Raw genomic sequence first — 22,888 nt, 5'->3', positions numbered from 1 at the left:
GCTTGATGGGGATGTGATTTGGTACAAATAATTATCATTTAGCTTTTATTCCCTGCCTAAACCTTGACCTAACGCAACTTTAACAAGGTGAGCTAGGGGGTACAATTTTGTTTTATTTTTAAAAGGTCTCTCATGTCAAAGTCAATTCATGGTCGTAATGTCATTAATTTAATGAAGTCTCACTCTCCTCAACCTCGTGATCAGTGGTTAGCATTAGTTGCACAGGAATTTGGTGAGCAAGCGCAGTTTCATACTTGCCAAGCTAGCGATATGACAGGTGAACAACTTGTTGATTTGTTTGTTAGTAATGGCCGAATCACTGAAGGTGAACAAGGTTTTACCATTAACCAGTGCGGTCACTGTGCAAGCAAAGAAGCGGCAAAAGCAGAAGAAGCTTAATTGACCCGCTCTGTTTATCTATGCATTAAAGATATGCCTTTGTATCACTATGCTGGTAACCCATTGAGTTGCGCTATTAATAGAAAAAAGTCATCGGCTTAATGTTGCTAAATCGATGAAATAAAAAACGCCAGACTTAGTCTGGCGTTTTTGTTTTTAGCTTAAGCATGACATGGCGAGGTTGATTTCGCTAAACCTGCATCGTCAGCGGCGACTTAGCGGCGTGGGTTACACAATAAAGCTTAAGTAACCTTGTAAGATAATGGCGTTAACGATATCAATAAAGAACGCCCCTACAATAGGCACAATCATAAATGCTTGTGGTGACGGCCCAGTGCGATTAACCAATGCGCCCATGTTCATTACCGCTGTTGGGGTTGCGCCCATACCAAAGCCGCAGTGGCCGCCAGCAATAACTGCCGCGTCATAATTACTGCCCATTAAACGGAATGTCACAAAGTAAGCAAACAGCGCCATAATCACTGCCTGTATCATTAAGATAATGAGCAATGGCACTGCGAGGTTGAAAATTTCCCATAATTTGAGGTTCATCAATGCCATTGCTAAGAACAATGACAATGAAATCGTCCCTAAAATATCAACCGATTCGCTGTTAATTTTATAACCGCGACTCACTTCCGTTAAGTTGGTGATCACCACACCAATAAACAGTGCGTACACAAATGTCGGCATTTTTAAGAAGCTAATATCTAATGCATTTACGCCTTTAGAAATCGCCTGAGAGCCAGCAACACACACTAATAAAATGAATAAGATCTCTAAAATGCTCTTGGCATTAATGCGGTCGATTTCAAGTTGGTCGTAAGTGTGTAAATCAGGATGATCTTTATGGTGGTCGCCATCAATACCGTATGAAGACACTAAGCCCTTTTTATTAATTAATCGCTGTGCGACTGGGCCACCAATAATCCCGCCAATAACCAAACCAAACGTGGCTGCTGCCATGGCTAATGCCAATGTATGAATGCCGTATTGGTCATAAAACGTTTGCGCCCAAGCCGCACCCGTACCGTGGCCGCCTGACAAGGTAATTGACCCAGCAATTAACCCCATAATAGGTTCTAAGCCTAACACCTTGGCTAAGCTCACACCTACGGCGTTTTGAATAATGATATACAACGAGGCGATGCCTAAAAACCAAAAAACTTTTACCCCACCTTTCATCAGCAGTTTGTAATTGGCAGCAAGGCCAACAGTGCTGAAAAACATCAACATTAAGGTGTTTTGTAAGGACAAATTAAACTCCAACACAATATTATTAAAGTGTAAAAGAGTAATCACAGCAGCAACAATTAACCCCCCCACAATCGGTTCGGGGATATTGTATTTTTTTAATACGCTAACGTGACGGTTAACAGTGTGGCCGATAAATAACACTAAAATCGCAATAATAAACGATTCCAGTTCACCGATAGAATAGACAACTTGCATGAAATACCTTTGAATTTACGAGTACAATGATTCTCAACTGAGACAGCTCAGTGAGCGATAAGATGAGTGAAGTTATGAAAATCACAGCCGGTGATTAAAAGATAAGACGCTTCACTTCGATTGTTTTGAAAAGGATACAGACAGTACGCTGTATCAAATTAATTCTACGGTCAGCGCAGCGAAAACAACAGCGAAAGGCATTTTTGTGTGAATACTGGGTGCTGAAGTGACGTTTGTTGTTACTGATGTTGTGTTGGGGTGTAGGTTTGGTTTTAAGTTTATATTCGTAATGAAAGTCAATAGTGTGATGTGTTCTTGAATTGTTACTAAAGCAACAGGTTGCTAGGTGAGTTCATGGCGGTTAAACAGTATGCTATGGTCACCATTTCAGCCCATATTTTGGAAATAAACCCACAATGAAGTTAGAAGTTATCAATAAAGCCCAATACCGCAAAATGAACAATCGGGTGCAAATGGCATTGATTGCGATGTTAGCGGGGTTGTCGGTACTGATTGGCCAAGTGCTGATTGCCTTTTATGGTTCACAAGCCATGCCCGATGGTTCGACGGGCAATTTTAATTTGAATTTTTTAGGGGTGATCATCGCCTTGATGATATGCACATTCATTGTGCGTAAAAATCGCGAAAAGCCGCAGTTTCATGAAGTGTATTACGTGTGGCAATTAAAGCAGCTGCAAAACAAAATCTTTAAAAAACTTACCAAGATTAAGCAAGCCGCCAACGATAATCAAACCGACGCGCTCATTATTTCACTGTTTTACTACCAAAGCCTTGCCAATGTGTATGAGCTGGACAATAACACCTTAACGATGGAAAAAGTCACTGCTGAACTTGAGCAGATTGAGGCACAAATACAGCAATTGAACCTAACCGTGAGCACTGATGATTTTGAGCAAAGTATGTTGGCACAGTATTAATCTAGATTACGTTGATGCTGACTAAGGCTAAGGCTAAGGCTAAGACTAAGGCTAAGACTAAGGCTAAGACTAAGGCTAAGACTAAGGCTAAGACTAAGGCTAAGACTAAGATGAAAATTAACTGCTAAAAACCTAAAAAGCCAAACTTATGTTTGGCTTTTTAGTGGCGTCAGCAAAATAAATCTTACACCTTAAAAGGCTTCATTATTCTAGGCAACACGCCTTGTAGCTTAGATATTGCTACCCCATAGTTAGTGATGGCGACACCACGACGTTGGCACTCTCTCACTCGGCGCAGCATTTCGGTGCGGTTAAACATGCAAGCGCCGCAATGCACCACTAAGGCAAATTCTTCAAGGTTGTTGGGGAAATCATGTCCCATTACCACCTCAAATTCTAATTGTTTGTTGGTATAGCTGTTAATCCACTTAGGTAGTTTTACGCGGCCAATATCATCTGCTTGCGGGTTATGACTGCAAGCTTCACAAATCAATATTTTGTCACCATCTTGCAAGTTATCGAACTGCTCAGCACCGGCTTCCATTGCGGTTAAGTCACCTTTAAAACGCGCAAAAAGGGTTGAGAAGGTGGTGAGCGGAATCGTTTGCGGTACGATTTGGTCAATGTGTTTTATCACCTGCGCATCTGAGATGATCAATGCCGGTGGGCTGGGAAGTTGTTGCAATAAATCCGGTAGTTGGGTCTCTTTTACGACGGTGGCGATGGCGTTGTTATCGAGTGCCTCACGTAAAATTTGCACTTGCGGGAGGATTAACCGGCCTTTAGGCGCAGCAGTATCAATGGGGACCACACATACTACATGATCGCCTGCTTGGTACAAATCACTGGCGAGTGCGGGTTCATTTTTTAACTCCTCAGGCACGAGGTCATAAATGGCTTGTTTTAGGTCGGCATTGCCCTTTGAGGTGGCGGCCGAAACCGCCACAAAAGGCAGCTGTTGTTCGGTGCAATAGGCGCTATCTTTTGGATGTAGTGCGCGTAAATCGGTTTTATTAAATACCACTAATAAGGGTAATTGCAGGGTTTTAGCTTGCGCAATTAACGCCAGTTCGGTGTCAGTGAGCCCTTGCTCATCAGTAACTAACAGCGCGATATCGGCGCGGTACATCACTTGTAATGTGGCCTGTATCCTTTGCGGGCCTAGTTCACTGCCATCATCAACACCGGCGGTATCAAAAAATGTCACTGGCCCTAATGGCAGTAATTCGTAAGGCTTGGCAACCGCATCTGTGGTCGTGCCTTTTATGTCGGACACAATGGACACTTGTTGGCCGACCATCATGTTTAATATTGACGATTTACCGGCATTACGACGGCCTAAAAGTGCAATTTGGTGGCGCATACCTCGTGGGGCAAGTTGTGATGGATTGCTTTGGGGATTAATTCCTTGGCACATGTGGGTTCCTTTTCGAATCTCCGCGGCTTAAGCATGGATGTAAGCCGTGGGCATTTATTTGTTCGAACATCGCGTTTAAACGTGGTTGGGTTGCAATCGTGGAGGCATTTTTCCCCGGGTAGATACTGTAATTAACGTATCCTTTTTCTGGTGTGAACGAAGGCATTATCACATTGCAGCCACGCAATAGTGCTTGTTCACGCGCGCCGCGGGTTAATACCTCTAATGAGCTGGTGGCCGGAATATTGGCGTAAGGGTTCATTAGGCGCAATATGGCGCTTACTCGCTGACTGGTTAGCACGTTCCCGTTTGGCTCATCGGCAAAAGGGGTTTGCTGATGAGCAACAAACGGGCCGCAAGCCAACATATCGAGCTCCATTTGGGTGAGCGTTAATATGTCGTTGGCAAGCCGTTCATCTGTTGTGCCGGGTAGGTCAGTGATAATGCCAGATCCGGTTTGATACCCAAGTGATTGTAATGTTTTAAGTTGATGTAAGCGTTGGTGAAAGTCGGCTTTTGGTCGGCATTGTTCAAACAGGGTTTGATCAAAGGTTTCCATTTTTAATAAGTATCTGTCGGCGCCTGCTGCGCGCCATTGTTGTAACTCGTGGGAATGGCGATCGCCGAGCGATAGCGTAATGGCAATGTCGTGTTTTTGCTTAATCGCCACAATGAGTCTTGTAATTACCTCGCTTCGATAGTGTTTGTCATCGCCCGATTGCAGCACCACGGTGTTTAGTCCTGCCGCCACAATGTTGTCTACTGCTGACAGTATTTCTTGCTCTGATAATCGATAGCGGACCACCTTACGGTTAGCGCTGCGCAAGCCACAATAATGGCAGTTGTGAAGACAATAATTTGAAAACTCAACAATACCGCGTAAGTAAACATTATCGGCAAATACCTGTGAGGTGATACGCTGCGCTTGGTCAAATAACCAGGTGTCTTGTTGACCTTGCAACAGGGAAAGTATTTGTTGTTTGTTTAACGCCATTGGGCTAATGGTTGCAGCGGTCATAACGTTGGCTCCAAGAGGGTAAATGGCTGACGTGATACTTGGCGACATTCTTCAACATAACGACCAATAGCTTGTGGCCAATCGCATAAGTTGGCAGGTGTGCCATCGAGATACCATTGATGTAATTCACCGCCAGCAAGCCCTAATGCGCAGCTGTCTATTTGTAACCATAAGCCTTGAGCTGACGTGCTGTGGCTATGGGCGTATTGGCCAATAAATAGTTGGTCACCAATAAGCAAAATAGGCTGCAATGGTAAGTGCTGACTAACGCAGTGGTGCACTTGTTGCGGGTATGAGTTACTTAACTGCTGACACCAATTGAGCGAGGTGCGTTGCAGTGTGCTGACATCTTGGCTTGTCAGTGTAGGGCGCACAATGGCGGCAAATTCATCTTGCCAATGTTGAGCACAGTGCTGGGAGATAATCGTTAACTGTTGTAACTGCCTTGAACGAAGTTGTCGCTGCAGTAGTGTGTTCATGTCGCCATTGGCAAAATTGTTATAAATAGCCGCGTGCCACACCATGGTGTTAGCTTGTTGCACGGCGTTGAGCAGCGCAGAGATATTGAGCCCTGCGCTGACAGTGATACCTTGCATCGACACCATAGTGTCAGCCATGTTTGCTGTGGGGTTACAGGTAGATGTCACGTTCACCAGCATCCGTTTTGGCTAAGCAGGTGCGCACGTTGCGTTCGCGTGCTTTGCCCATGGCCGTTAATTCGCGTTCTATTAGCTCAGTACCTGCTTTTTGAGTTTGTTCACCGGCGTAATCATTTAAGTATTCGCGAAAAGTGATCAAGGCGTTGGGCTGACAAAATTTACCAATAAATTGTTGCTTGGCTAGGCCGATGAAGTGATCGCCTGTGCGTCCTTTGCGGTAACAACCGGTGCAAAATGACGGCACGGAGTTGGACTCGGTGACCAGTTCATAAATGATGTCATCCATCGGGCGGTGATCGCCGAGGCTGAATTGCTCTGCGTCATGTTGGTCTTGCTCGCTGTCTTGATAGCCACCAGGTGAAGTACGACTGCCAGCACTGATTTGTGAGACTCCCAGTTCTAATAACTCTTTACGCAAGGTACTGCTTTCACGGGTACTCATAATTAACCCGGTGTACGGCACTGCTAAGCGAGTAATTGCCACAATGCGTTTAAAGCACTCGTCGTCGACTTCATAGGGTGGTTTTTCGCTGATTTCTGAGCCGTGAGCCGGTTCTATACGAGGGAATGAAATGGTGTGTGGACCAACGCCGCAAACGGTTTCAAGTTGCTCGACATGCGACAACATTGCTAACAGTTCAAAACGGTGGTCGTATAAGCCAAACAAGGCGCCAATACCGACATCGTCTATGCCACCTTCCATGGCACGGTGCATGGCATAAAGGCGGTAAAGGTAATCTTTCTTTTTACCTTTTAAATGGACTGACTCATAGGTGTCACGGTGATAGGTTTCTTGGAAACACTGATAAGTACCAATTTGCGCCGTTTTAAGGCGGGCAAAGTCTGTGCTGCTCATTGGCGCACAGTTCACATTAATGCGGCGTATTTCTCCGCCTTTGTCGTCTTTGCAGTCGTACATAGTGGCAATACTATCAACAATGGCATCAACATTATTGCGTGGATGTTCACCATAAACGGCCAATATACGTTTGTGGCCCATGTCTTGTAATACCCGCACTTCGTTGCGAATTTGCTCTGGCTTTAAGGTGGTGCGTTTTAGTGCGTGGTTGTCGGCGTTAAAGCCGCAATAGCTGCAGCTATTGGCGCAGTGGTTTGACACGTAAAGCGGGGCAAATAAAACAATGCGATTACCATAAATTTTGTTTTTTATCTCGCGAGCCACATTGAATAATGCGTCATCTAATTCAGCGTGTTGGTTTTGCAATAATATTGCGGTTTCTTCAATGCTAAGCCCTTGGCATTCTTGCGCTTTTTCTAGCACGTGACGGACTTGTTGTTGAGTTGGGTTTGCCGACGATTCAATTGTTTGCCAAATATGTTGGTCATTTATAAAACTGTGGGTTTTATCATATGGCTGCATGTGGATATCGTGGCTATGGGTCTGTGTACTCATAAAAAACTCTTGTGGTGATGAACCCAAAAAACAGCAGCCCTAAATAAGGTGCTGCTGTTTTGAGTTAGCATAAAAAAATGTCATTAATTTTTAGCTGCTTCTGCAGGTTGTTGTTTTACTGCAACGATTTCTTTTTCAACCCATAATGGCGTGTATTGTGCGGCGTCATGGTATGGCACCTTGCCGTGGAGCATCATGGCTTTGAAATCATCAAAACGATACACCGCAAGGAATAAGTGAATCGGTAAGAATGCAGTTAAAACAAGGCCTGCAACTAGGTGTATTTGGCCTAATCCCCAAACCATATCTCTTGGCGCTGCGTGTGGAATTAACCACAATACGAAACCAGAGACGATTAATAATGCGCCGCCAATTAGGACACATGCACCAAATAATTTTTGGCCTGAGTTGTATTTGTTCATCGGTGGGATAGGGACTGTTTTACCCAGCAAGAATTTTTGTGGGTATCCACCCAGCACCATGAACCATTTAACATCACGCTCTGAAAAGCTAAATACGCGAGCAATAAACAGCACTACTCGGTCAAAAGCTAATAAGGTAAATAACACAGCGTTAAGGGTAAGCCCCACACCTGCAATCATGTGGATGTCGTAGGTGAGTTGCATTGCATTTTGCGATAATGGCTTAAAGAACAGCAATAACCCAGTGGCCGCTAAGGGTAAAAAGGTTAATAACAAAATGTAATGAAACACGCGCACATTTAAAGGGTGCTTTAAAATAGGTCGAGTATCATGTTGAGTCGAAGACATGTTGATTTCTCCCTTATGATTTTAGTTTAGTGCGATCAACAAAGTGGGTATGCAGTAGGTCGTGTGACTTATGACCCAGTGGCTCACCACCAAATTCGGCATAATATTTTTCAACGGCAGAGTTAGCGTGGCTCACCCGTTGTTTGGCTATCATGTCGTCTTGGTATAAACCGGCTGAGCGCGCTTTAATGTAGTCATTACGACGAGCCAGTTTATTGCTAAACCATGCAACAGGTAGCGCCAATGTGGCGACAAATGCTGCGCCAATAGCCATAAATTTTCGGCGTGAAAGGAAGAATTTATCTTCCTCAAAAAGGGGTTTTTTATCCATCATAATGTGTTCCTTATCCAAGATTTCCAATCCAACCTGAGCCACTTGTATCAATCGGTTGTCCTGCGCCGTTAACACAGCCGCCAGCACAGTTCATGACTTCAATAAAGTGGTATGGCGAGGTGCCAGCAATAATGTCGTTGATGATAGGTTCAATGTTGTGTCCCATGTCGTGAACCACAGCAACCTTAATGGTGACTTCTTGGTCTAAGGCCTTATCAAACAAGGTCACAGATGCTTCTTTGACCCCTTCGAGGCCGCGCACGGCAGTGAAGTCTAATTGCGCAATTTCTTCATCAGTAATGACTTTATGTGCGGTGCGAATTGCTGCTTCCATTACCCCGCCCGTGGTGCCGAAAATCGTGCCTGCGCCACTGTATTGTGAGAACAAGCTGTCGCCGTCAAACGGTTGGGTATTGGCAAGGTCAATCTCAAGATGCTTGAGTAGTTGTGACATTTCACGGGTGGTCAGTACGGCATCGACATCTTGATATGACGGCACATCTTGACCCTGTTGCTGGTGGTATTGCCATGCTGAATTAAATTCAGGGCGTGATGCTTCAATTTTTTTAGACGTACATGGCATGACCGCAACGGTAAAGAGTTTGTCTGGCTTGGTGTCATACACTTTTGCGCCATAGGTTTTTGCAACCGTACCTGCAATTTGTTGTGGTGATTTAGCCGTCGACAGATGTGGTAATAGCTCTGGATGGTCGGTTTCAAGGTAGCGTACCCAACCTGGGCAGCAAGAGGTAAATTGCGGCAATGCCCCTGCGTTGGGTTCGTTTTTAACATTGGCGTGTAAGCGATGAATAAACTCGCTGCCTTCTTCCATAATGGTGAGGTCGGCGGCAAAGTTACAATCAAAGATTTTAAAACCCGCTTGGTGCATTGCGCCATAAAGCTTGCCAGTGACTAATTCGCCTTTACCTAGGCCAAATTCTTCCCCGATAGCAACACGTACTGCTGGGGCGATAATGCCAACGACTTTGGTGTCTTTGTCTGCCAGTTTGTTAATGACGGTTTCCAAGGCACTGTGGGTTTCTTTAATTGCGCTAAATGGGCAGTTAATTAAGCATTGACCACAACCTAAGCATTTTTCTTGATCAATGGTATGGACTGCACCAGAAGCGCCTTCAATGGCATGAGTGGGGCAAAACTTTAAACAGGCATCACAGCCTTTACATTTTGAAGCTTCAATTTCAATCAGCCCTTTAATCTCACCAGGTTGATAAGTCGTTTGCGTCATAACGTTGCTTATTCCTTATTATTATTCGTCAATCACCTTTAAAATTAGGTGGGCAAATATATAAGAAATATTTCCGTTTAAAATTGCTGAAGATCATATTTTTTGACGCAAAAGCCCGTTTGAGTTCACATTTAAGTCAATATGTTTACAATCTTAAAATTAGCTTAACTTTGCGGGGGTGAAATGTTAATTAAAGTCAATTTAAACAATGACTAATGTAGGTATTTATATATAAGCAAGGCTGATAAATAGCGGCGTTTTTGCATGAGTAAATGAAAAAGGCGCCCCTAAGAGCGCCTTTGTGTTGGCATGTTGTTGCCAAGTCGAGTGATTAACTTAATGGGTAAATCATTTCTACTTTAAGTGATAGTGAACATGAACCAACGATGTCCCAGTTTACATCCGCAAGAGCGAAAGACTCACCTTTACCACCATAAATAGGGAGGTTATATAACGTAGTTAATGTTAACGACGTTTAGTCCAGGGTTAATGCCACTATTTTTAATGGATGATTACCGTCAAATGACGGAAAATCTTGGTGACAGTTGAGCCATTGATGTTGGCTGACACTGCGACCTTGTTTTTCAACACAACGTACAAGTTGTTCAAACCAGATTTGTTTGTCTACCTTGGCGACATTATTACAACAGACAATCGTGCCGCCGACTTTAGTGGTCAGCAATGCGGGTTTAAATAAGCCTTGATAGTCACTAATCAAATCAACAATCCCAAATGGGCTCTTTGCATAACGTGGCGGGTCTAAAAAGACGAGATCATATTGCGTAGCGGATAATTTGGGGTATTTAGGCATGCGTTGGTTTCTTCGGCCACCCACTTTGAGCCCGGCCAATTGACGCAGCGCAGGGAATGCATCGCTCTGAATAAATTCACATTGTGACTCAACGTGATTGAGTTGGGCATTTTTACGCCCAGCGTCGAGTGCAAATGAAGAGAAATCGACATTGGTGACTTTACTTGCTCCGCCTACCGCAGCGGCAGTGCCAATGCCACAGGTATAAGAGAATAAGTTTAATACGGTTTTATTTTGACTGTGCTGACGAACGTATTCTCGGCCAATGCGCATGTCTAAAAACAATAATGGATCTTGGCCTTCGTGACGCAGTTTGCTGGTAAAGGCAATGCCATTTTCATACATCACGCTTGTTTTGCTTGCGTTGATGTCATCGTGCTGATGATCTGGGTTTTGAATCCGTGAGTTGGTGTGCGAGCGGTCATGATACACGACAGGTAAGTCACAGACCTCTGTTAGCAAAGGGCTAATTTGGCTAATTTGGGTTGCGCTTAACGGTTGATGAAATGATTGAATTAACCACGTGTCGCCGTATCGATCAATATTGAGTCCTTGTGCACCTTCAACCGTGCCGTGAAAGAGGCGATAACAGGTGGTATTTTGCTGTGCTGCTAATAATAAAAATTCGCGGCGAGATTGGATAGCCAGGGTGAGTGAAACAAGCAAGGTCATGATAGAAGCTCAACAAGAAAAGAGGCAGATTGTATCAAGTTATCGTGCTTATGTCGGCTGCTTATTATTACCACGAATGATATCAAGCATTTGGATAAACTATTTTCTATAACAGTGATTGTTTTAGCAAAAAATAATCATTTTTAATGATAAGTTACTGATAATTTGTTTTTAAGGGCTGAAATTGTAATGAAATGGCGTTGTTGTATTTTGATGTTGTTGTCAGGTGTAAGCTTGTTGCTTGTCTCTATGGGCAGCTATGCCAAATCAGCCTCTTTTGATCCCCTTGATACGATAAAGCTGACTAAACAAGGACAACAACTGTTTGCGTTGTTTCATCAACGTGAAACCGAACCGGTAAAAACACTTAACAGCGTAGAGAAATTCTTGTCTACGGTGACAGATTCCTCCCCGCCGGCCTACCAGGCGCTATCTTTGCGCATCAAACATGACATTTTAGTCAATGAAGGGAAGTTAGATGCCGCAGAAAAAGTGGCAGATGAGTTTGTATTTTTAGGCGCCAAAAGCCGTAAAAAATGGATTGTTGCTGAAGCACTTACATTAAAAGCGATTTTGTCAGCAAGGCGAGGTCATGCTGAAGTTGCATACAATTTAATTAATCAAGCGGTGGATTTAGCCGAACAAACCCATTATGACCGCTTATTATCGCGGGCGTTAAATGCACGGGGCGTGCTTTATTCACGGCGTTTAAAATATGAAGATGCGGTAAAGGATTATCAACGGGCTATTTCGTTAGTTGATAGCAATGCCAGTATCGGTTATTTGAGTAAACTTTATTCGAACATATCGGTTGTTTACTCACGTGTAAAAGAGTGGGGTAAGGCCATTGAATACAACATGCAAGCGATTGATGTTGCCCTAAAATCAACACACACAAGTTATGAACATTTGGTGGTGTTATACGCCAATGCCAGCGAGCTTATGCTGGAAGTCAATGATTTAGCGCAAGCAGAATTGTTCAATGAAAAAACCACGGTTGTGGCGGAAAAATCGGGTAATACCAAACTGATTATTCATGCCCTTTGGACACAAGCGAGCTTGCTGATGAAGCAAAAGCAGCATTTACAAGCTAAGCCGTTAGTGCAACGTTGTTTAAAATTAGCAAAGAATATGCCCGACCCAATGTTATATAACCAATGCTTATTAGGGATGGGGGAAATTGAGTTTGTTCTGGGTGAATTAGCGCCTGCGCAGCAACATGGACAAGCGGCGTTAAAAGCATTTGAGATGATTGAAAATAAAGCCTTAGCGCTGCGTTCGCATCAGTTGCTAGCCGATATTTTTCAGCAAACTCAAGAGTATCCAAAAGCGATTCATCACCTAACTGAATATTACGAAGGCACTCAAAAGGTGCTGTTTGAGAACCGTGAAGCGCAAATGTTTGAACTGCAAGAAAAGTTTGAGAATGAAATTAATGTTGAAAAAATTGCCTTATTAACTGCGGAAAATAACCTTAAAGAGTCGACGTTAGAGCGTAACAAGCTGCGTGAAAAGTTTTGGTTGTTACTATTTGTCTGTATTGTGATGTTTTCGGGGTGGTTATTCCAACGTTATCGTCAACATGTTCAGCGTATTCGTCGCTTAAGCTCTTCTAATAAAGACTTATTTAATCAGTCCAATATTGACGCCTTAACCAATATTTATAATCGCCGTTATGTCGAAGATGTGGTAATTCAATCTAGTGCGTCATTGAGCTCGCCTTACTTTAGTGTATTGATGTTAGATTGTGACTTTTTTAAACGGGTGAATGACACCCACGGACATGATGTTGGCGATGAAGTATTAAAGGCTTGTGCAATGCGCTTGTCAGGGCAAATCCGCGATACTGACGTACTTGCGCGCTGGGGGGGAGAAGAGTTTATTATTTTATTGGGCTTAGATAGCCCAACCTTACCAACAGAAGTACTTGCAAGAATGAACCAAGCCATTGCTAACAAAGCCATGGAAACCACTGATGTCAGTATTGATATGACGGTGTCAATTGGTGCAACTTTACCGGTGACGAAGAAACATCTCACCAGCCATTGGCATGAGCTAAAAATCTCAGCAGATAAAGCCTTATACCAAGCGAAAGCCAAGGGCCGTAACCGGGCTGAAGTGGCCAGCACGCGAGTGGTCTCTTAAACGCTTTTAGGGCGGCATAACATAAGCGTATTGAGTGAACTTCATCGCTTCAATCGCTGAGTTTGCTTGCCCAGAGATGTCATTGTAAAAATATTGTCAGGCGCATGCTATTTTCTTCAACGTCCTCAATTCACATTGAGTCTGTTAGCTTGTTTAATTACCACAAATACAGGTAAAACGAAGAGATAATAACTAAAGGTTATTATGGCCGTACAACTGGGCGCATGCCGGTTAAGTTGTCGGCCAATATACCTTAAAGGTTTTGTCGGCAATGATGTTGCCATTGAGCGTTAATGTCATACGCCAATTCCCCACTTTGTTGTTAGCGGGTGCCCAAATACAGTCGCCTAAATAAAACGTCCAATCATTTTCTTTTATGTACACTTCGCCATCAAACGGCGGTCTCACCTTGCCATTATCATCAGTAAGATTGGGATGATAAATGCAGTATTTTAAGCGCTGATTTTTGGCTTTTTTGATGCGAGTGACAAAACCAAACTCGACATCAATTTCGCTAGGGACATGAACCGTTGCCTGTAAAAAGCGCGGTAATTGGCTGCTGTTGGCGTCCCATTGACTGAAAATACCGGATTGAATGATCGTGATATCCGGTTTTAACTTACTCATAATGCTACTTATTTGCTGAGGTAAAAAATAATGAGGTCGGTGTCAATCACCTACCGATATCGACAGGTTATGCGCCCGCTTGTAACTGCGTGATAGCCGCTTGTAGGGCAAAGGTGTAACCTTGTGTCCCCAAACCACAGATAACCCCTAGCGCTTTGTCACTAAGGTATGAGTGGTGGCGAAAAGGCTCACGCGCATGCACGTTAGAAATGTGCACTTCAATAAAAGGAATGTTCACGCCCAATAATGCATCACGTAGAGCCACACTCGTATGCGTAAAGGCCGCGGGATTGATGACAATAAAAGCCGCGTCGGTGGCATGAATGGTATGAATGAGTTCATGTTCAGCATTTGACTGGCAATGTTCAAACTCAAATCCTGCAGCTTGGACTTGCAACTGTGCGCGTTCGACAAGGGTCGTTAAAGTATCGTTGCCATATAAGCCCGGTTCACGACGACCCAATAAGTTTAAGTTGGGACCGTTAAGCAGTAGTATTTTGGCGGGCGTTGTCATGGTTAATCCTTAGTGGTTGTTGCTGAATAAAAAATACCCGTTGCATTGATGGTGAGTAAAGGTGATGGTTTCCCTTTTCTACCCAGCATTGAAATTAAGGTATTCAGGGGCGGTTTGTCAAAGTGTCTCGACCACGGTTGTGGCTTAATAATCACTTTTGTTACGACGTAGTGCTTTTGTGGCGCCGCGCTGTTTTTTGCTATCAACTCTTCTTCGTTGGCTGGCTCTGGTGGCCTTGGTCGCAATACGGGCTTTTTGCAATACACCGACACTTTTTACTAATTCGATAAACTGCTCGAGCGCAACCTGACGATTAAAGTCTTGGCTGCGGCTTTGTTGGCATTTAATGATTACCTTGCCACTTTTGGTGATACGGTGATCGGCTTTAGCTAATAGCTTTTGCTTATAAAAGTCAGGCAAAGACGATTGGTTGATATCAAAAATAATTTGCGCGGCAGTAGAGACTTTATTGATATGTTGACCACCCGCACCGCTTGAGCGGATAAACTGCCATTCAATTTCGTTGTCTTCAATGCTGACTCGGTTAGTAATATTGATCATTTGGGTTATCTATGTTGGGCCATTCACCTGCGTTTAGGCTTGGGTTGTGCCTTGTGTTTGCTGTGGTTGTGTTTTTTATTTTACTGAGTGTCTAGGTTTACCTAGGCTTGCTTAGTCATGGCAAGTGATAATAAACCTACCAAGGTTTTGTGCGCCTCAGTTTAGCAAATTTCATGTTGGCTTAACATGTTGCGTCAAGGATTCAAATTATTGCCTAATCATATAGGCACTTAATGGTAAGCGTCCATGCGATGCTAATGATTGACATTAGTGGACGTGGTGGGGCATTAAATTGGTTTTAAGGCTTAGTCACGTGAGAGGTCTGTTTTGCTGTGATAATATCGCCTTGCTTTACACAATGATTTGTTTGGCAATTCAGATGAGTGGGATTGCGCCATGATGATAGTCAATCACTCATCAGTTAACACATAAAAAAAGCAGCAAGAAAACTTGCTGCTTTTTGTTTTATTGCTTATTGAGCCTTATTTTATGGCCAATAAACTTAACTTATTTTAATACTGGTAAATAAGTCAGTACACGCATATCACGAGCAATAGCAGGGTCAATAAATCTTTCTTTAACCGTTTGATTGTTCGAGGTAACGTGTGTCATTAACGCCGTGTTTTGAGTTAATGCATTAAGCTCAGCTAATTGTGTTTTCAAATTAAGTGCTAATTTGTTTTCAGCTGTTATTGCGTAGTTTTTACCATTAAATGAAATAGTATCAACAGCATTAACAGTATCATCCGCTAAGTGAATGCCAACAAATTCACGCCATACTCGCGCTTTCGCTTCACCACGGTAATCACCGTCGTGTGATGCTAATTCAACTTGTTTTAGCATCATTTGCAGTAGGTTGCTTCTGCCTTTTTGTTCATAAGACGCTTGTGAGAAGCCAAAGTAACGACCTACTGAACGCGCATATGCTGGAATCGCTTCAATTTCTTGGTCAGCATAATCCATGTCATTTTTGAAATACGCTGTATCAGTGGTTCCACACGATTCAGTTAATGGGTCAGTCGTCAGCAAACCGTTGATATCAGCAGTGGTTGTACTCATTGTCATATGACAAAGCATATCTTCTAATGGTTTACCAATTGCTGGGTTGTCAACAAGTGCATAATATGAGCGACCCGTTGTATGGCGAGGCGTGGTTCTTGTTAGCAATTGGCGAACCGCTAACAATTTGTCAGGCCACATACCCAATACATCACGTTCGTTCACATAAGGGTGATTCGGACTTGAAACTGGTGCTTTTGAACCATTTAGTAAGTGTCCACCACTGACGTACGTTTTGACGCTATAACTATCTGTGTAAGCAGGTTTAAGGTCAATGTTTAACATTAAGTTGTTAAGTTTTGTAGGATCTGATTGGAAATCCGTAATCACTTTACCAATGTCAAATTTTTCGTCAGGATCAAGCTTGTATGAGTTAGTGCTGTAAAGTGTCGTGATAAGAGACTGCAGTGAATGCCATACAGAGAAGGCAAATGTGTTAGTCGCTTTATCAAAATACTGAGCCTGAAGATAAATATCATTTAGACCCGCTGCCTCTAAGAAAGTCTTAGCAGCTTTATCTGTTGCACGAACAGAAGCACAGAACCACAGTGTTTCGTTACCGGCAGTGTTACAGAAGCTACTAAACTCAAACTCATTGGCACCAAATAGGTTCTCTGCAAACGTTTGATCTTCAACAAATTGACGTAAAGTATCAAATTCTCTTAAACGATGAATGGCATAAGGAACCATGTCATCTTCAAAGAACTGTTGACGATTATGGCGTAAGTTAGCCGTTTCATAGCTGTCGTGGTAACCATCAATGTAGAATTGTTCAATATCATCATTGTTTGTGCCTTCATCGAACATATTACAGTTGCTGTTCAATGATAGGTGGTTATCTGTACAGTATGAGAATGAACGTAGCTGGTTAGATTGCTCTACGTTGTAAAGTGCACCGTATTGAGTGTCAGTTTTTAAATCACCTTTCTCAATGTCTGCAAGGCGTTTTGTATCTTCATCTTTCAAAGAAACATAGTCACCATTTTCGGTTTCAACTTTACGAGCATAACCGAAACGCAGCGCGGCTAAGTCATATTTCCCATAGGCAGTTGCAAAGCGGTCAGTGTTGTAATCCATTTGGCTTGAGAAGCCCGCTTTTGCTGTTAGGTTAGGGTAACCTGCAGCGGTAAACTCTTTATGGAATGCTTGAATTTCATCTTCATTAAAGAAGTTAGCTTGGTCACGGCTACCGGCAAAGTTATGGCGTAAACCAAAGTTATGGCCAAGTTCGTGAGTTAAGGTACCCGCAAAGCCTTGAGCAGCAAGTTTGGTTGTTAAATCATCTTGCACTGCCGTTGGCATTTTTTCGATGGCTAATAATTTACCACCAACAATACCGTCTACCCATAAATCAGCATTTTTCCAGTCAATTTCATGACCTTTAATACCACGTGGTAATTCTTTTAATGCGCCACCGCCGCTTAAGCCGAAGGCTTCGTCTGTGCTCATTAAGTTATGTGCAGCCCAGAACGCTTCAGCGTTGTTTTTGTCATCAACTAACTCAGTTAATGATTTCTCATTATCATCAGTATAGTTAATGGCTAAGTCAGGTGCTGTGTTTGTCGCACTTGCTGTTAGCAGTGGTTGCTTAGTATTTGGGTTATCGCTTAGTGCTGCTTGTTGAGCAACTAATTGATTTGCCGCAACCTCTTTTGCACGTGCAAGCGCTTTTGGTGATGGAGTATAGTCAACATCGGTTAAGGCTTTAACTGAGTTAGCATCTAGCATGCCACGGTTGTAATCAAGTTGCACTCGACGGTAGTAACGAACCGCACCTTGTTTAAGGTTAGAGCTATATTGGTCAACACGACCACTTAAGATTTCACCCGTTAGCGGATTTGATACAGATGGACCATAACCAGCCAAACCATTGTCTAACGGCTCATCAAATAAGGTGACGTTGTTATAACGAATATCACCATGACGATGGTTACCCGCTTGCTCAAACTTAATTGTTGGTAAGCCAGTTTTGTACATCTTGTTCTGGATGTTAATTCCAGCAAGGCTTTCCATTGCAGCATCTAAGAATGGTTTGTTTTTCGCTTCATAGAAGTTATTACTTAAGTAATAAGTGATTTCTGAATCTTTAGGGTTAAAGCGGTTAAGGTAAGTACGTACGTAACCTTCTTTACCAGCTGAATGATTCATATCACGGTATTTATGACTTGTTTTAAAGAAGCCAAAAGTACCGTCTTCATAAGGACTATAAGGAACAGGAGTGTAGTCTTTAGAGGCTAATTTATCTAAAGCAATAATCGAGATATATTCAGTTGTATTGAATGATAAGTCGTCAGTTGTGCTTGCGAAGTACTTACCAAAACAAGATGGACTTGCTTTATAAGTATGCTTGATTTCAAAGTTAATTACACCTGAATCAAGGTTCATTTCATAACCTTTCCAGTCACCATCACGCACTAATTGTGGTGGTTCAGGTTCTGTCGTACAACCTAGGAAAGTGGTTAGGTCAGTGAAGTTTTCTTCAGCAATGTTCACATCTTCGAAATGTGGAATGAAGTATTTTTTCTGATCCCAAGTGACATCGCGATCGCTCACTTCTTCTTCACGGTTGGTACATTCGTCCCAGTTGTCTTTTTGACACTGGAAGTCAACATAATCACCAGGAATGCTTAAAACAGGTGCTTCGTTCGCAGTGTTTTGGAAGCGAGATAAATGATCTTCACCAATAGTGTCACGGTCAATTTGTGACACTTGGATACCATTTTTAGTCATTTTTAAAGTAACTAATTTTTGGTCGCCTTGGGTAAAACCATGAATTGGTGCAGCATAACGAGGTGCTTCACCTAAGCTACGTGTATAAACAAATAAACGTTGAGGTTGTTTTACAGCAAGTTCAGATGTAGAAGTCGCAGTCGTTTCAACGGTAGATGGCGTTTCATTACCTTGTGCCGCTTTATTGATGTCTTGCACAGAGACCATTTTCGGGTCTTTTTTGACTTCTTTATAGGGTTCATCAGCCCCGCAGCCACTCAGTGCAACTGCACCTAGTATGGCTAGCGATATGGTTGATTTCTTCATTGAATTCCTCTCTTCATATTGATGTTATAGATATTTTGTTACTGACAAATAAAACACTGAGCTACGCTTGTTATAGAGCTCGAATCCATGTGATGGGCCTTGCTCTGGATCGTAGAATCCGCCACTGTTGTTGTGGCCAAATGCCGCTACCCAACCTTGGCTAAATACCCATCCAAGCTCTTCACTTGCCGTGAATTTTCTGTCATACCTTGCGGTATTGAACTTGCTAGACATGCCAAAAGAACCGTTAACATCTAAGTACCAGTTTTCGGCAAAAGACCACGTCGCATCACCCAAGATGTCGATTTGGTGTTCTACAAAATGTTCGCCTTGGCGACCCATTTCATATTTGTATGCGTTATATTTCGCTCGTGGCGAAAGATAAAAGCTCCATTCATCCGTTGGGTGGTAAAAGAAATACCCTGCGATTCTTGGTGCTGCATATAATTTGTTTTTACGGCTGGTATGGCTCGATGGTAAATAGACACCGGCACTACCAATAAATGTCCAATCTTGTGACAGTTTTTTAGCCGGTGAACGGTATTCTAGAAACGAGTCATAGTAATAAGATTGGTCGTGATGAGTTTCAACTTCACCACCAACAGACAAACGCACGCTCCCCCAAGTATCTCGGTAACCAATACGGCCATTGGCACTCACCGATTGGTAAGAACTGGGTTCGGACTGCTTAAACATATTGGTTAATGCTGTTGCACTAACGTAACCAGACCAGTGAGAGGTCTTTGCTGAGTTTGCTGCAGATATGGTTTCATTATCGGCATGTGCAACCGTTGCGACGACAAGCGACGCGCCTAATATTGCACTGCTGAGTAATGTTGTTTTATATCTTGAACTGTGCTTATTTTTCAATAAGGCATAGCGGTTCAATGACGGCATACTTCCATCCTATAAACATGGTTGTTGATTGCACAGTAGGATTGCGATTAGCTAATCCACAGTAGACTTTTTGTTATTATAATTTGATGTGTACCAAGGTGATTATTTAACAAATAATTAGCCTTGTTGTGTTACATGTTGAAAATACTTAAGAGGGGCAGCCTTTTACTGGTTTTATCCAGCTTAAGACAATTGAAATCAGGTTTATTTGTAATGGGGTTCTAAATCTTGCTTTCTTAATAATGAAGTAATTACAAAAAATAATAAGTAATAAATAGATAGCAATGTTGGTTGATAAATTATTAGCTTCTGGCTCTGATAACGACAGACTACTGATATTGTGGAATAAACCACTACTCATCGGTAAGCAGTATAAGTAATTAGCCATAAAAATAGATGAAAGACTGACTTTTTGTAACGTGCCTTGGATTGTGGTGTTAACTATATCGTTATGTTTTAAATGAGTTTTTTGAGTTGATGGGTCTTTTTTTGAATGCGATTCGTTTGATACAGCTTGGCCTACCATTAATATGGCAAACAAGGTGAACATGTAAAAAACTGAGCGATTCAAGTTTCTCAAAACATCCTCTTAGGTATTTGAGTTTATAACATCCATACGTGAGTTACACATTGACACAAATATTATAGGCTAACCACTATCAACATTTCTTAAATACGAAAACTTTGCTTTGGATCACTTATTTAATAATAAAAAAAGTGTTACAGATGTTTTTTAGTTAATTTATGTTTGTTATTTGTATGTTTGTGTTAATTAATGTTTAGTGCGCTGATGTTTTCGTGATAAATATTGTAATGTGTTTTTTGCATGGCACGGATAATAGGTTGTTTTTTGATGATTTAAAGGTTGTTTTTTATTCGGTTAGGGGTGTTTTTTATAAAATATGAATGATTTATGGAACTTATTTATTAGCTAAATATTTATTAATTCATGTTGTTAGTCTTGGATTTGTTCGTCAGGTTGCATTGTCTCTATTTGGGTTTTTACACCTCAATGGTGATTGAGGTTATTGTGAGTATTATGCTGGCATATTCATGAAGTGGCGATGCTGAATCTGTTAATGTTACTCTTTGTGTTAATTATCACTTGGCGGCAAAGGGACGGTATATGCGTGCGCGCTAACAAGTGTCAAGAGGGGTAATGGGTTATTGGTGGTAAAGGAAAAACATGAAGTATCAAGGTCCATTAAGCCATTGGAATGATGACAAAGGTTTTGGGTTTGTTGAGCCCAATGGCGGAGGCGTGCGAGCTTTTGTGCATATAAAAGCATTTAAAAATCGCACTCGCCGTCCTGTCGCTGGCGACATTATTGTTTATCACGTTGCTAAAGATCCTCAAGGTAGGGACAAAGCTATGTCGATTCAATATGCCAACGAACTCAGACAAGCGATGCAACGTAGCGGGCCAAGAGAGGGGCGACGCCGCGGTGCAGCCTTCGGCCAATTATTCCTACTGGGCTTTATTGTAGGGCTAAGTGCTAGTACGGTTTTAGGTTATACACAGCCGATTATAGCCGCGATTTATGTGCTGATGAGTATTGTGACTTTTGTTACTTATGCTATCGATAAGTCAAATGCTCAAAAGGGGCATTGGCGTACAAGAGAGAGTACCTTGCATTTAATGGGGTTGCTTGGCGGTTGGCCAGGTGGCGCGATAGCACAAAGATTGTTGCGTCATAAGTCGAGTAAAACCAGCTTTAAACGTACTTTTTGGCTGATGATCGCACTCAATTTAGGTGGTTTTTTGTGGTTACACACTCCAAATGGAACATTTTATACTGATATCGTCAATGGGATTTTTTTACAATGATGAGCGTCTGCTTTTAGGCATGTTTAGCTAAGAGTTAGCTTACCTAGCGGTACTGGCTTTTTTAGGCATAAAAAAACGGGATGATGAGTCCCGTTTTAATTTACTTTATGCTGCGAGCACGTTTATGCAAACGCATCTTGCAGTGGCGGCACGACTTGTTTTTTACGGCTTAGTACGCCATCTAACCAGACTTTATTGTCGGTAAGCGTTTTGGCATAAGCTTTTTCAATTAAGCTTGCATCGTCAGAGGTCACCAGTACTTCTGAACCTTCTTGCATGATATCAGTGAGGAGTAATAATACGCTGTGACGGTTACCTTCAGCTTTTAATTTAACAATATCCGCTTCTAAGTCAGCTTTGATTTTGTCAAATACAGCAAGGTCGGTCACTTCAAGTTGGCCAATACCCACTAAGTTACCGTTCATGTTGAAGTCTTTAAAGTCACGCATCACTAGTTCACGTACTGGAGTGCCGTCAACCGCTGACTTAACTTTGAACATTTCCATACCAAGGGCTTTAAAATCTTCAATGCCTGCAATTTCAGCTAAAGCTTCAACACAGCGAATATCAGCGGTGGTGCAAGTTGGTGATTTGAAGATCACGGTGTCACTTAAAATTGCACACATCATGATGCCAGCTAAGTTGGCTGGAATGGCAACTTGGTAGAAGTCGAACATCATTTTAATGACGGTGTTTGAACAACCTACAGGGCGGATCCAACATTCAAGCGGTGTTGAAGTGGTTAAATCACCTAATTTGTGGTGGTCAACAATACCCACGATAGTGGCGTCGGCAATATCATCAGGCGCTTGGGTCAGTTCTGAATGGTCAACAATATAGACTTCTTCACCTGCATAACTTTCTTTATATGCAGGAGCGTCAAAGCCAAAACGTTCAAGGATAAACGCTGTCTCTGGTGAAATATCACCTAGACGAGTCGCAATTGCTGGCTCATCAATTTGGTTTTTTAGATACGCGAGTGCGATAGCACCACAAATTGAATCCGAATCAGGGATCTTATGACCCACAACATACATTGACATTTTTTGGCTCCTATAAATTTGCCGCCGATTTTAACAAGAAAAATCCAC

General features: G+C 42.4%; 20 protein-coding genes. 4 read left to right on the top strand and 16 right to left on the bottom strand.

Annotated elements, in window-relative coordinates:
• The first annotated feature begins 132 nt into the window (after positions 1 to 132).
• Complete coding sequence (locus G3R48_RS10510; protein ID WP_153664854.1) at positions 133 to 399, top strand: YecH family metal-binding protein; 267 nt, start codon at positions 133 to 135, stop codon at positions 397 to 399.
• 228 nt (positions 400 to 627) lie between these two features.
• On the opposite strand, the gene gltS is transcribed toward G3R48_RS10510, so the two are convergent.
• A complete protein-coding gene (gene gltS / locus G3R48_RS10505) occupies positions 628 to 1,851 on the bottom strand; it encodes a sodium/glutamate symporter (protein WP_153664852.1) in 1,224 nt (407 codons plus the stop codon).
• Positions 1,852 to 2,267: 416 nt separating this feature from the next.
• On the opposite strand from gltS, the gene G3R48_RS10500 reads away from it, so the two are divergent.
• Positions 2,268 to 2,789 (top strand): DUF3087 family protein, encoded by a 522-nt coding sequence (locus G3R48_RS10500; protein ID WP_153664850.1) that lies wholly within the window; start codon positions 2,268 to 2,270, stop codon positions 2,787 to 2,789.
• Positions 2,790 to 2,973: 184 nt separating this feature from the next.
• Here the strand turns inward: G3R48_RS10500 and hydF are convergent, their stop codons facing one another.
• From hydF to G3R48_RS10460, 8 genes are all read right to left on the bottom strand, one after another.
• Positions 2,974 to 4,206 (bottom strand): [FeFe] hydrogenase H-cluster maturation GTPase HydF, encoded by a 1,233-nt coding sequence (hydF, locus tag G3R48_RS10495; protein ID WP_153664849.1) that lies wholly within the window; start codon positions 4,204 to 4,206, stop codon positions 2,974 to 2,976.
• Positions 4,190 to 5,224: a [FeFe] hydrogenase H-cluster radical SAM maturase HydE gene (gene hydE, locus G3R48_RS10490; RefSeq protein ID WP_153664847.1), complete on the bottom strand. Its 1,035-nt coding sequence runs from the start codon at positions 5,222 to 5,224 to the stop codon at positions 4,190 to 4,192. The genes hydF and hydE overlap by 17 nt, the downstream gene beginning before the upstream one ends.
• On the bottom strand, positions 5,221 to 5,877 hold the full coding sequence (locus tag G3R48_RS10485; RefSeq protein ID WP_323741269.1) for a hypothetical protein: 657 nt from the start codon (positions 5,875 to 5,877) through the stop codon (positions 5,221 to 5,223). The genes hydE and G3R48_RS10485 overlap by 4 nt, the downstream gene beginning before the upstream one ends.
• On the bottom strand, positions 5,855 to 7,297 hold the full coding sequence (gene hydG / locus G3R48_RS10480) for a [FeFe] hydrogenase H-cluster radical SAM maturase HydG (protein ID WP_153664845.1): 1,443 nt from the start codon (positions 7,295 to 7,297) through the stop codon (positions 5,855 to 5,857). Before hydG ends, G3R48_RS10485 begins: the two co-directional genes overlap by 23 nt.
• 83 nt (positions 7,298 to 7,380) lie before the next feature.
• Positions 7,381 to 8,067 (bottom strand): cytochrome b/b6 domain-containing protein, encoded by a 687-nt coding sequence (locus G3R48_RS10475; RefSeq protein ID WP_153664843.1) that lies wholly within the window; start codon positions 8,065 to 8,067, stop codon positions 7,381 to 7,383.
• 13 nt (positions 8,068 to 8,080) lie between these two features.
• Entirely contained in the window at positions 8,081 to 8,401 is a 321-nt protein-coding gene (locus G3R48_RS10470; RefSeq protein WP_153664841.1) for an iron hydrogenase small subunit, read from the bottom strand.
• 10 nt (positions 8,402 to 8,411) lie between these two features.
• Complete coding sequence (gene hydA / locus G3R48_RS10465) at positions 8,412 to 9,647, bottom strand: iron hydrogenase large subunit HydA (RefSeq protein ID WP_153664839.1); 1,236 nt, start codon at positions 9,645 to 9,647, stop codon at positions 8,412 to 8,414.
• Between the two features lie 475 nt (positions 9,648 to 10,122).
• Positions 10,123 to 11,130: a class I SAM-dependent rRNA methyltransferase gene (locus G3R48_RS10460; RefSeq protein WP_153664837.1), complete on the bottom strand. Its 1,008-nt coding sequence runs from the start codon at positions 11,128 to 11,130 to the stop codon at positions 10,123 to 10,125.
• Positions 11,131 to 11,319: 189 nt separating this feature from the next.
• Here G3R48_RS10460 and G3R48_RS10455 point away from each other — a divergent pair, with 189 nt between their 5' ends.
• A complete protein-coding gene (locus G3R48_RS10455) occupies positions 11,320 to 13,275 on the top strand; it encodes a tetratricopeptide repeat-containing diguanylate cyclase (RefSeq protein ID WP_153664835.1) in 1,956 nt (651 codons plus the stop codon).
• A gap of 231 nt (positions 13,276 to 13,506) precedes the next feature.
• Here G3R48_RS10455 and G3R48_RS10450 read toward each other — a convergent pair whose 3' ends face one another.
• The 6 genes from G3R48_RS10450 to G3R48_RS10425 form a co-directional block, all read right to left on the bottom strand.
• Positions 13,507 to 13,902, bottom strand: coding sequence for a DUF3859 domain-containing protein (locus G3R48_RS10450; protein WP_153664833.1), 396 nt, complete (start codon positions 13,900 to 13,902; stop codon positions 13,507 to 13,509).
• Between the two features lie 67 nt (positions 13,903 to 13,969).
• Positions 13,970 to 14,416, bottom strand: coding sequence for a type II 3-dehydroquinate dehydratase (gene aroQ, locus G3R48_RS10445; RefSeq protein WP_153664831.1), 447 nt, complete (start codon positions 14,414 to 14,416; stop codon positions 13,970 to 13,972).
• A 144-nt stretch (positions 14,417 to 14,560) separates the two neighbouring features.
• Entirely contained in the window at positions 14,561 to 14,977 is a 417-nt protein-coding gene (gene arfB / locus G3R48_RS10440; RefSeq protein WP_153664829.1) for an alternative ribosome rescue aminoacyl-tRNA hydrolase ArfB, read from the bottom strand.
• Between the two features lie 507 nt (positions 14,978 to 15,484).
• Entirely contained in the window at positions 15,485 to 19,072 is a 3,588-nt protein-coding gene (locus G3R48_RS10435) for a zinc-dependent metalloprotease (RefSeq protein ID WP_153664827.1), read from the bottom strand.
• A gap of 24 nt (positions 19,073 to 19,096) precedes the next feature.
• Positions 19,097 to 19,969 carry a hypothetical protein gene (locus G3R48_RS10430; RefSeq protein ID WP_153664825.1) on the bottom strand — a complete coding sequence of 291 codons (873 nt, stop codon included), beginning with the start codon at positions 19,967 to 19,969 and terminating at the stop codon, positions 19,097 to 19,099.
• 148 nt (positions 19,970 to 20,117) lie between these two features.
• A complete protein-coding gene (locus tag G3R48_RS10425; RefSeq protein WP_194823898.1) occupies positions 20,118 to 20,540 on the bottom strand; it encodes a hypothetical protein in 423 nt (140 codons plus the stop codon).
• A gap of 615 nt (positions 20,541 to 21,155) precedes the next feature.
• Between G3R48_RS10425 and G3R48_RS10420 the strand changes: the two genes are divergently transcribed.
• Entirely contained in the window at positions 21,156 to 21,797 is a 642-nt protein-coding gene (locus tag G3R48_RS10420; RefSeq protein WP_153664821.1) for a DUF1294 domain-containing protein, read from the top strand.
• Between the two features lie 122 nt (positions 21,798 to 21,919).
• Here G3R48_RS10420 and G3R48_RS10415 read toward each other — a convergent pair whose 3' ends face one another.
• Positions 21,920 to 22,840, bottom strand: a complete 921-nt coding sequence (locus G3R48_RS10415; RefSeq protein ID WP_153664819.1) for a manganese-dependent inorganic pyrophosphatase — start codon at positions 22,838 to 22,840, stop codon at positions 21,920 to 21,922.
• Positions 22,841 to 22,888 lie beyond the last annotated feature (48 nt).

The organism is Shewanella intestini (assembly GCF_018221465.1).
In the GTDB taxonomy this organism is placed as follows: domain Bacteria; phylum Pseudomonadota; class Gammaproteobacteria; order Enterobacterales; family Shewanellaceae; genus Shewanella; species Shewanella intestini.
Note: the sequence above shows the minus strand (reverse complement) of the source record. Positions and strands in the feature narration are given on the sequence as shown.

Coding starts and splice junctions, on each gene's coding strand:
- G3R48_RS10510 (WP_153664854.1), top strand. CDS start 133: ATGTCAAAGTCAATTCATGGTCGTAATGTCATTAATTTAATGAAGTCT.
- gltS (WP_153664852.1), bottom strand. CDS start 1,851: ATGCAAGTTGTCTATTCTATCGGTGAACTGGAATCGTTTATTATTGCG.
- G3R48_RS10500 (WP_153664850.1), top strand. CDS start 2,268: ATGAAGTTAGAAGTTATCAATAAAGCCCAATACCGCAAAATGAACAAT.
- hydF (WP_153664849.1), bottom strand. CDS start 4,206: ATGTGCCAAGGAATTAATCCCCAAAGCAATCCATCACAACTTGCCCCA.
- hydE (WP_153664847.1), bottom strand. CDS start 5,224: ATGACCGCTGCAACCATTAGCCCAATGGCGTTAAACAAACAACAAATA.
- hydG (WP_153664845.1), bottom strand. CDS start 7,297: ATGAGTACACAGACCCATAGCCACGATATCCACATGCAGCCATATGAT.
- G3R48_RS10475 (WP_153664843.1), bottom strand. CDS start 8,067: ATGTCTTCGACTCAACATGATACTCGACCTATTTTAAAGCACCCTTTA.
- G3R48_RS10470 (WP_153664841.1), bottom strand. CDS start 8,401: ATGATGGATAAAAAACCCCTTTTTGAGGAAGATAAATTCTTCCTTTCA.
- hydA (WP_153664839.1), bottom strand. CDS start 9,647: ATGACGCAAACGACTTATCAACCTGGTGAGATTAAAGGGCTGATTGAA.
- G3R48_RS10460 (WP_153664837.1), bottom strand. CDS start 11,130: ATGACCTTGCTTGTTTCACTCACCCTGGCTATCCAATCTCGCCGCGAA.
- G3R48_RS10455 (WP_153664835.1), top strand. CDS start 11,320: ATGAAATGGCGTTGTTGTATTTTGATGTTGTTGTCAGGTGTAAGCTTG.
- G3R48_RS10450 (WP_153664833.1), bottom strand. CDS start 13,902: ATGAGTAAGTTAAAACCGGATATCACGATCATTCAATCCGGTATTTTC.
- aroQ (WP_153664831.1), bottom strand. CDS start 14,416: ATGACAACGCCCGCCAAAATACTACTGCTTAACGGTCCCAACTTAAAC.
- arfB (WP_153664829.1), bottom strand. CDS start 14,977: ATGATCAATATTACTAACCGAGTCAGCATTGAAGACAACGAAATTGAA.
- G3R48_RS10435 (WP_153664827.1), bottom strand. CDS start 19,072: ATGAAGAAATCAACCATATCGCTAGCCATACTAGGTGCAGTTGCACTG.
- G3R48_RS10430 (WP_153664825.1), bottom strand. CDS start 19,969: ATGCCGTCATTGAACCGCTATGCCTTATTGAAAAATAAGCACAGTTCA.
- G3R48_RS10420 (WP_153664821.1), top strand. CDS start 21,156: ATGAAGTATCAAGGTCCATTAAGCCATTGGAATGATGACAAAGGTTTT.
- G3R48_RS10415 (WP_153664819.1), bottom strand. CDS start 22,840: ATGTCAATGTATGTTGTGGGTCATAAGATCCCTGATTCGGATTCAATT.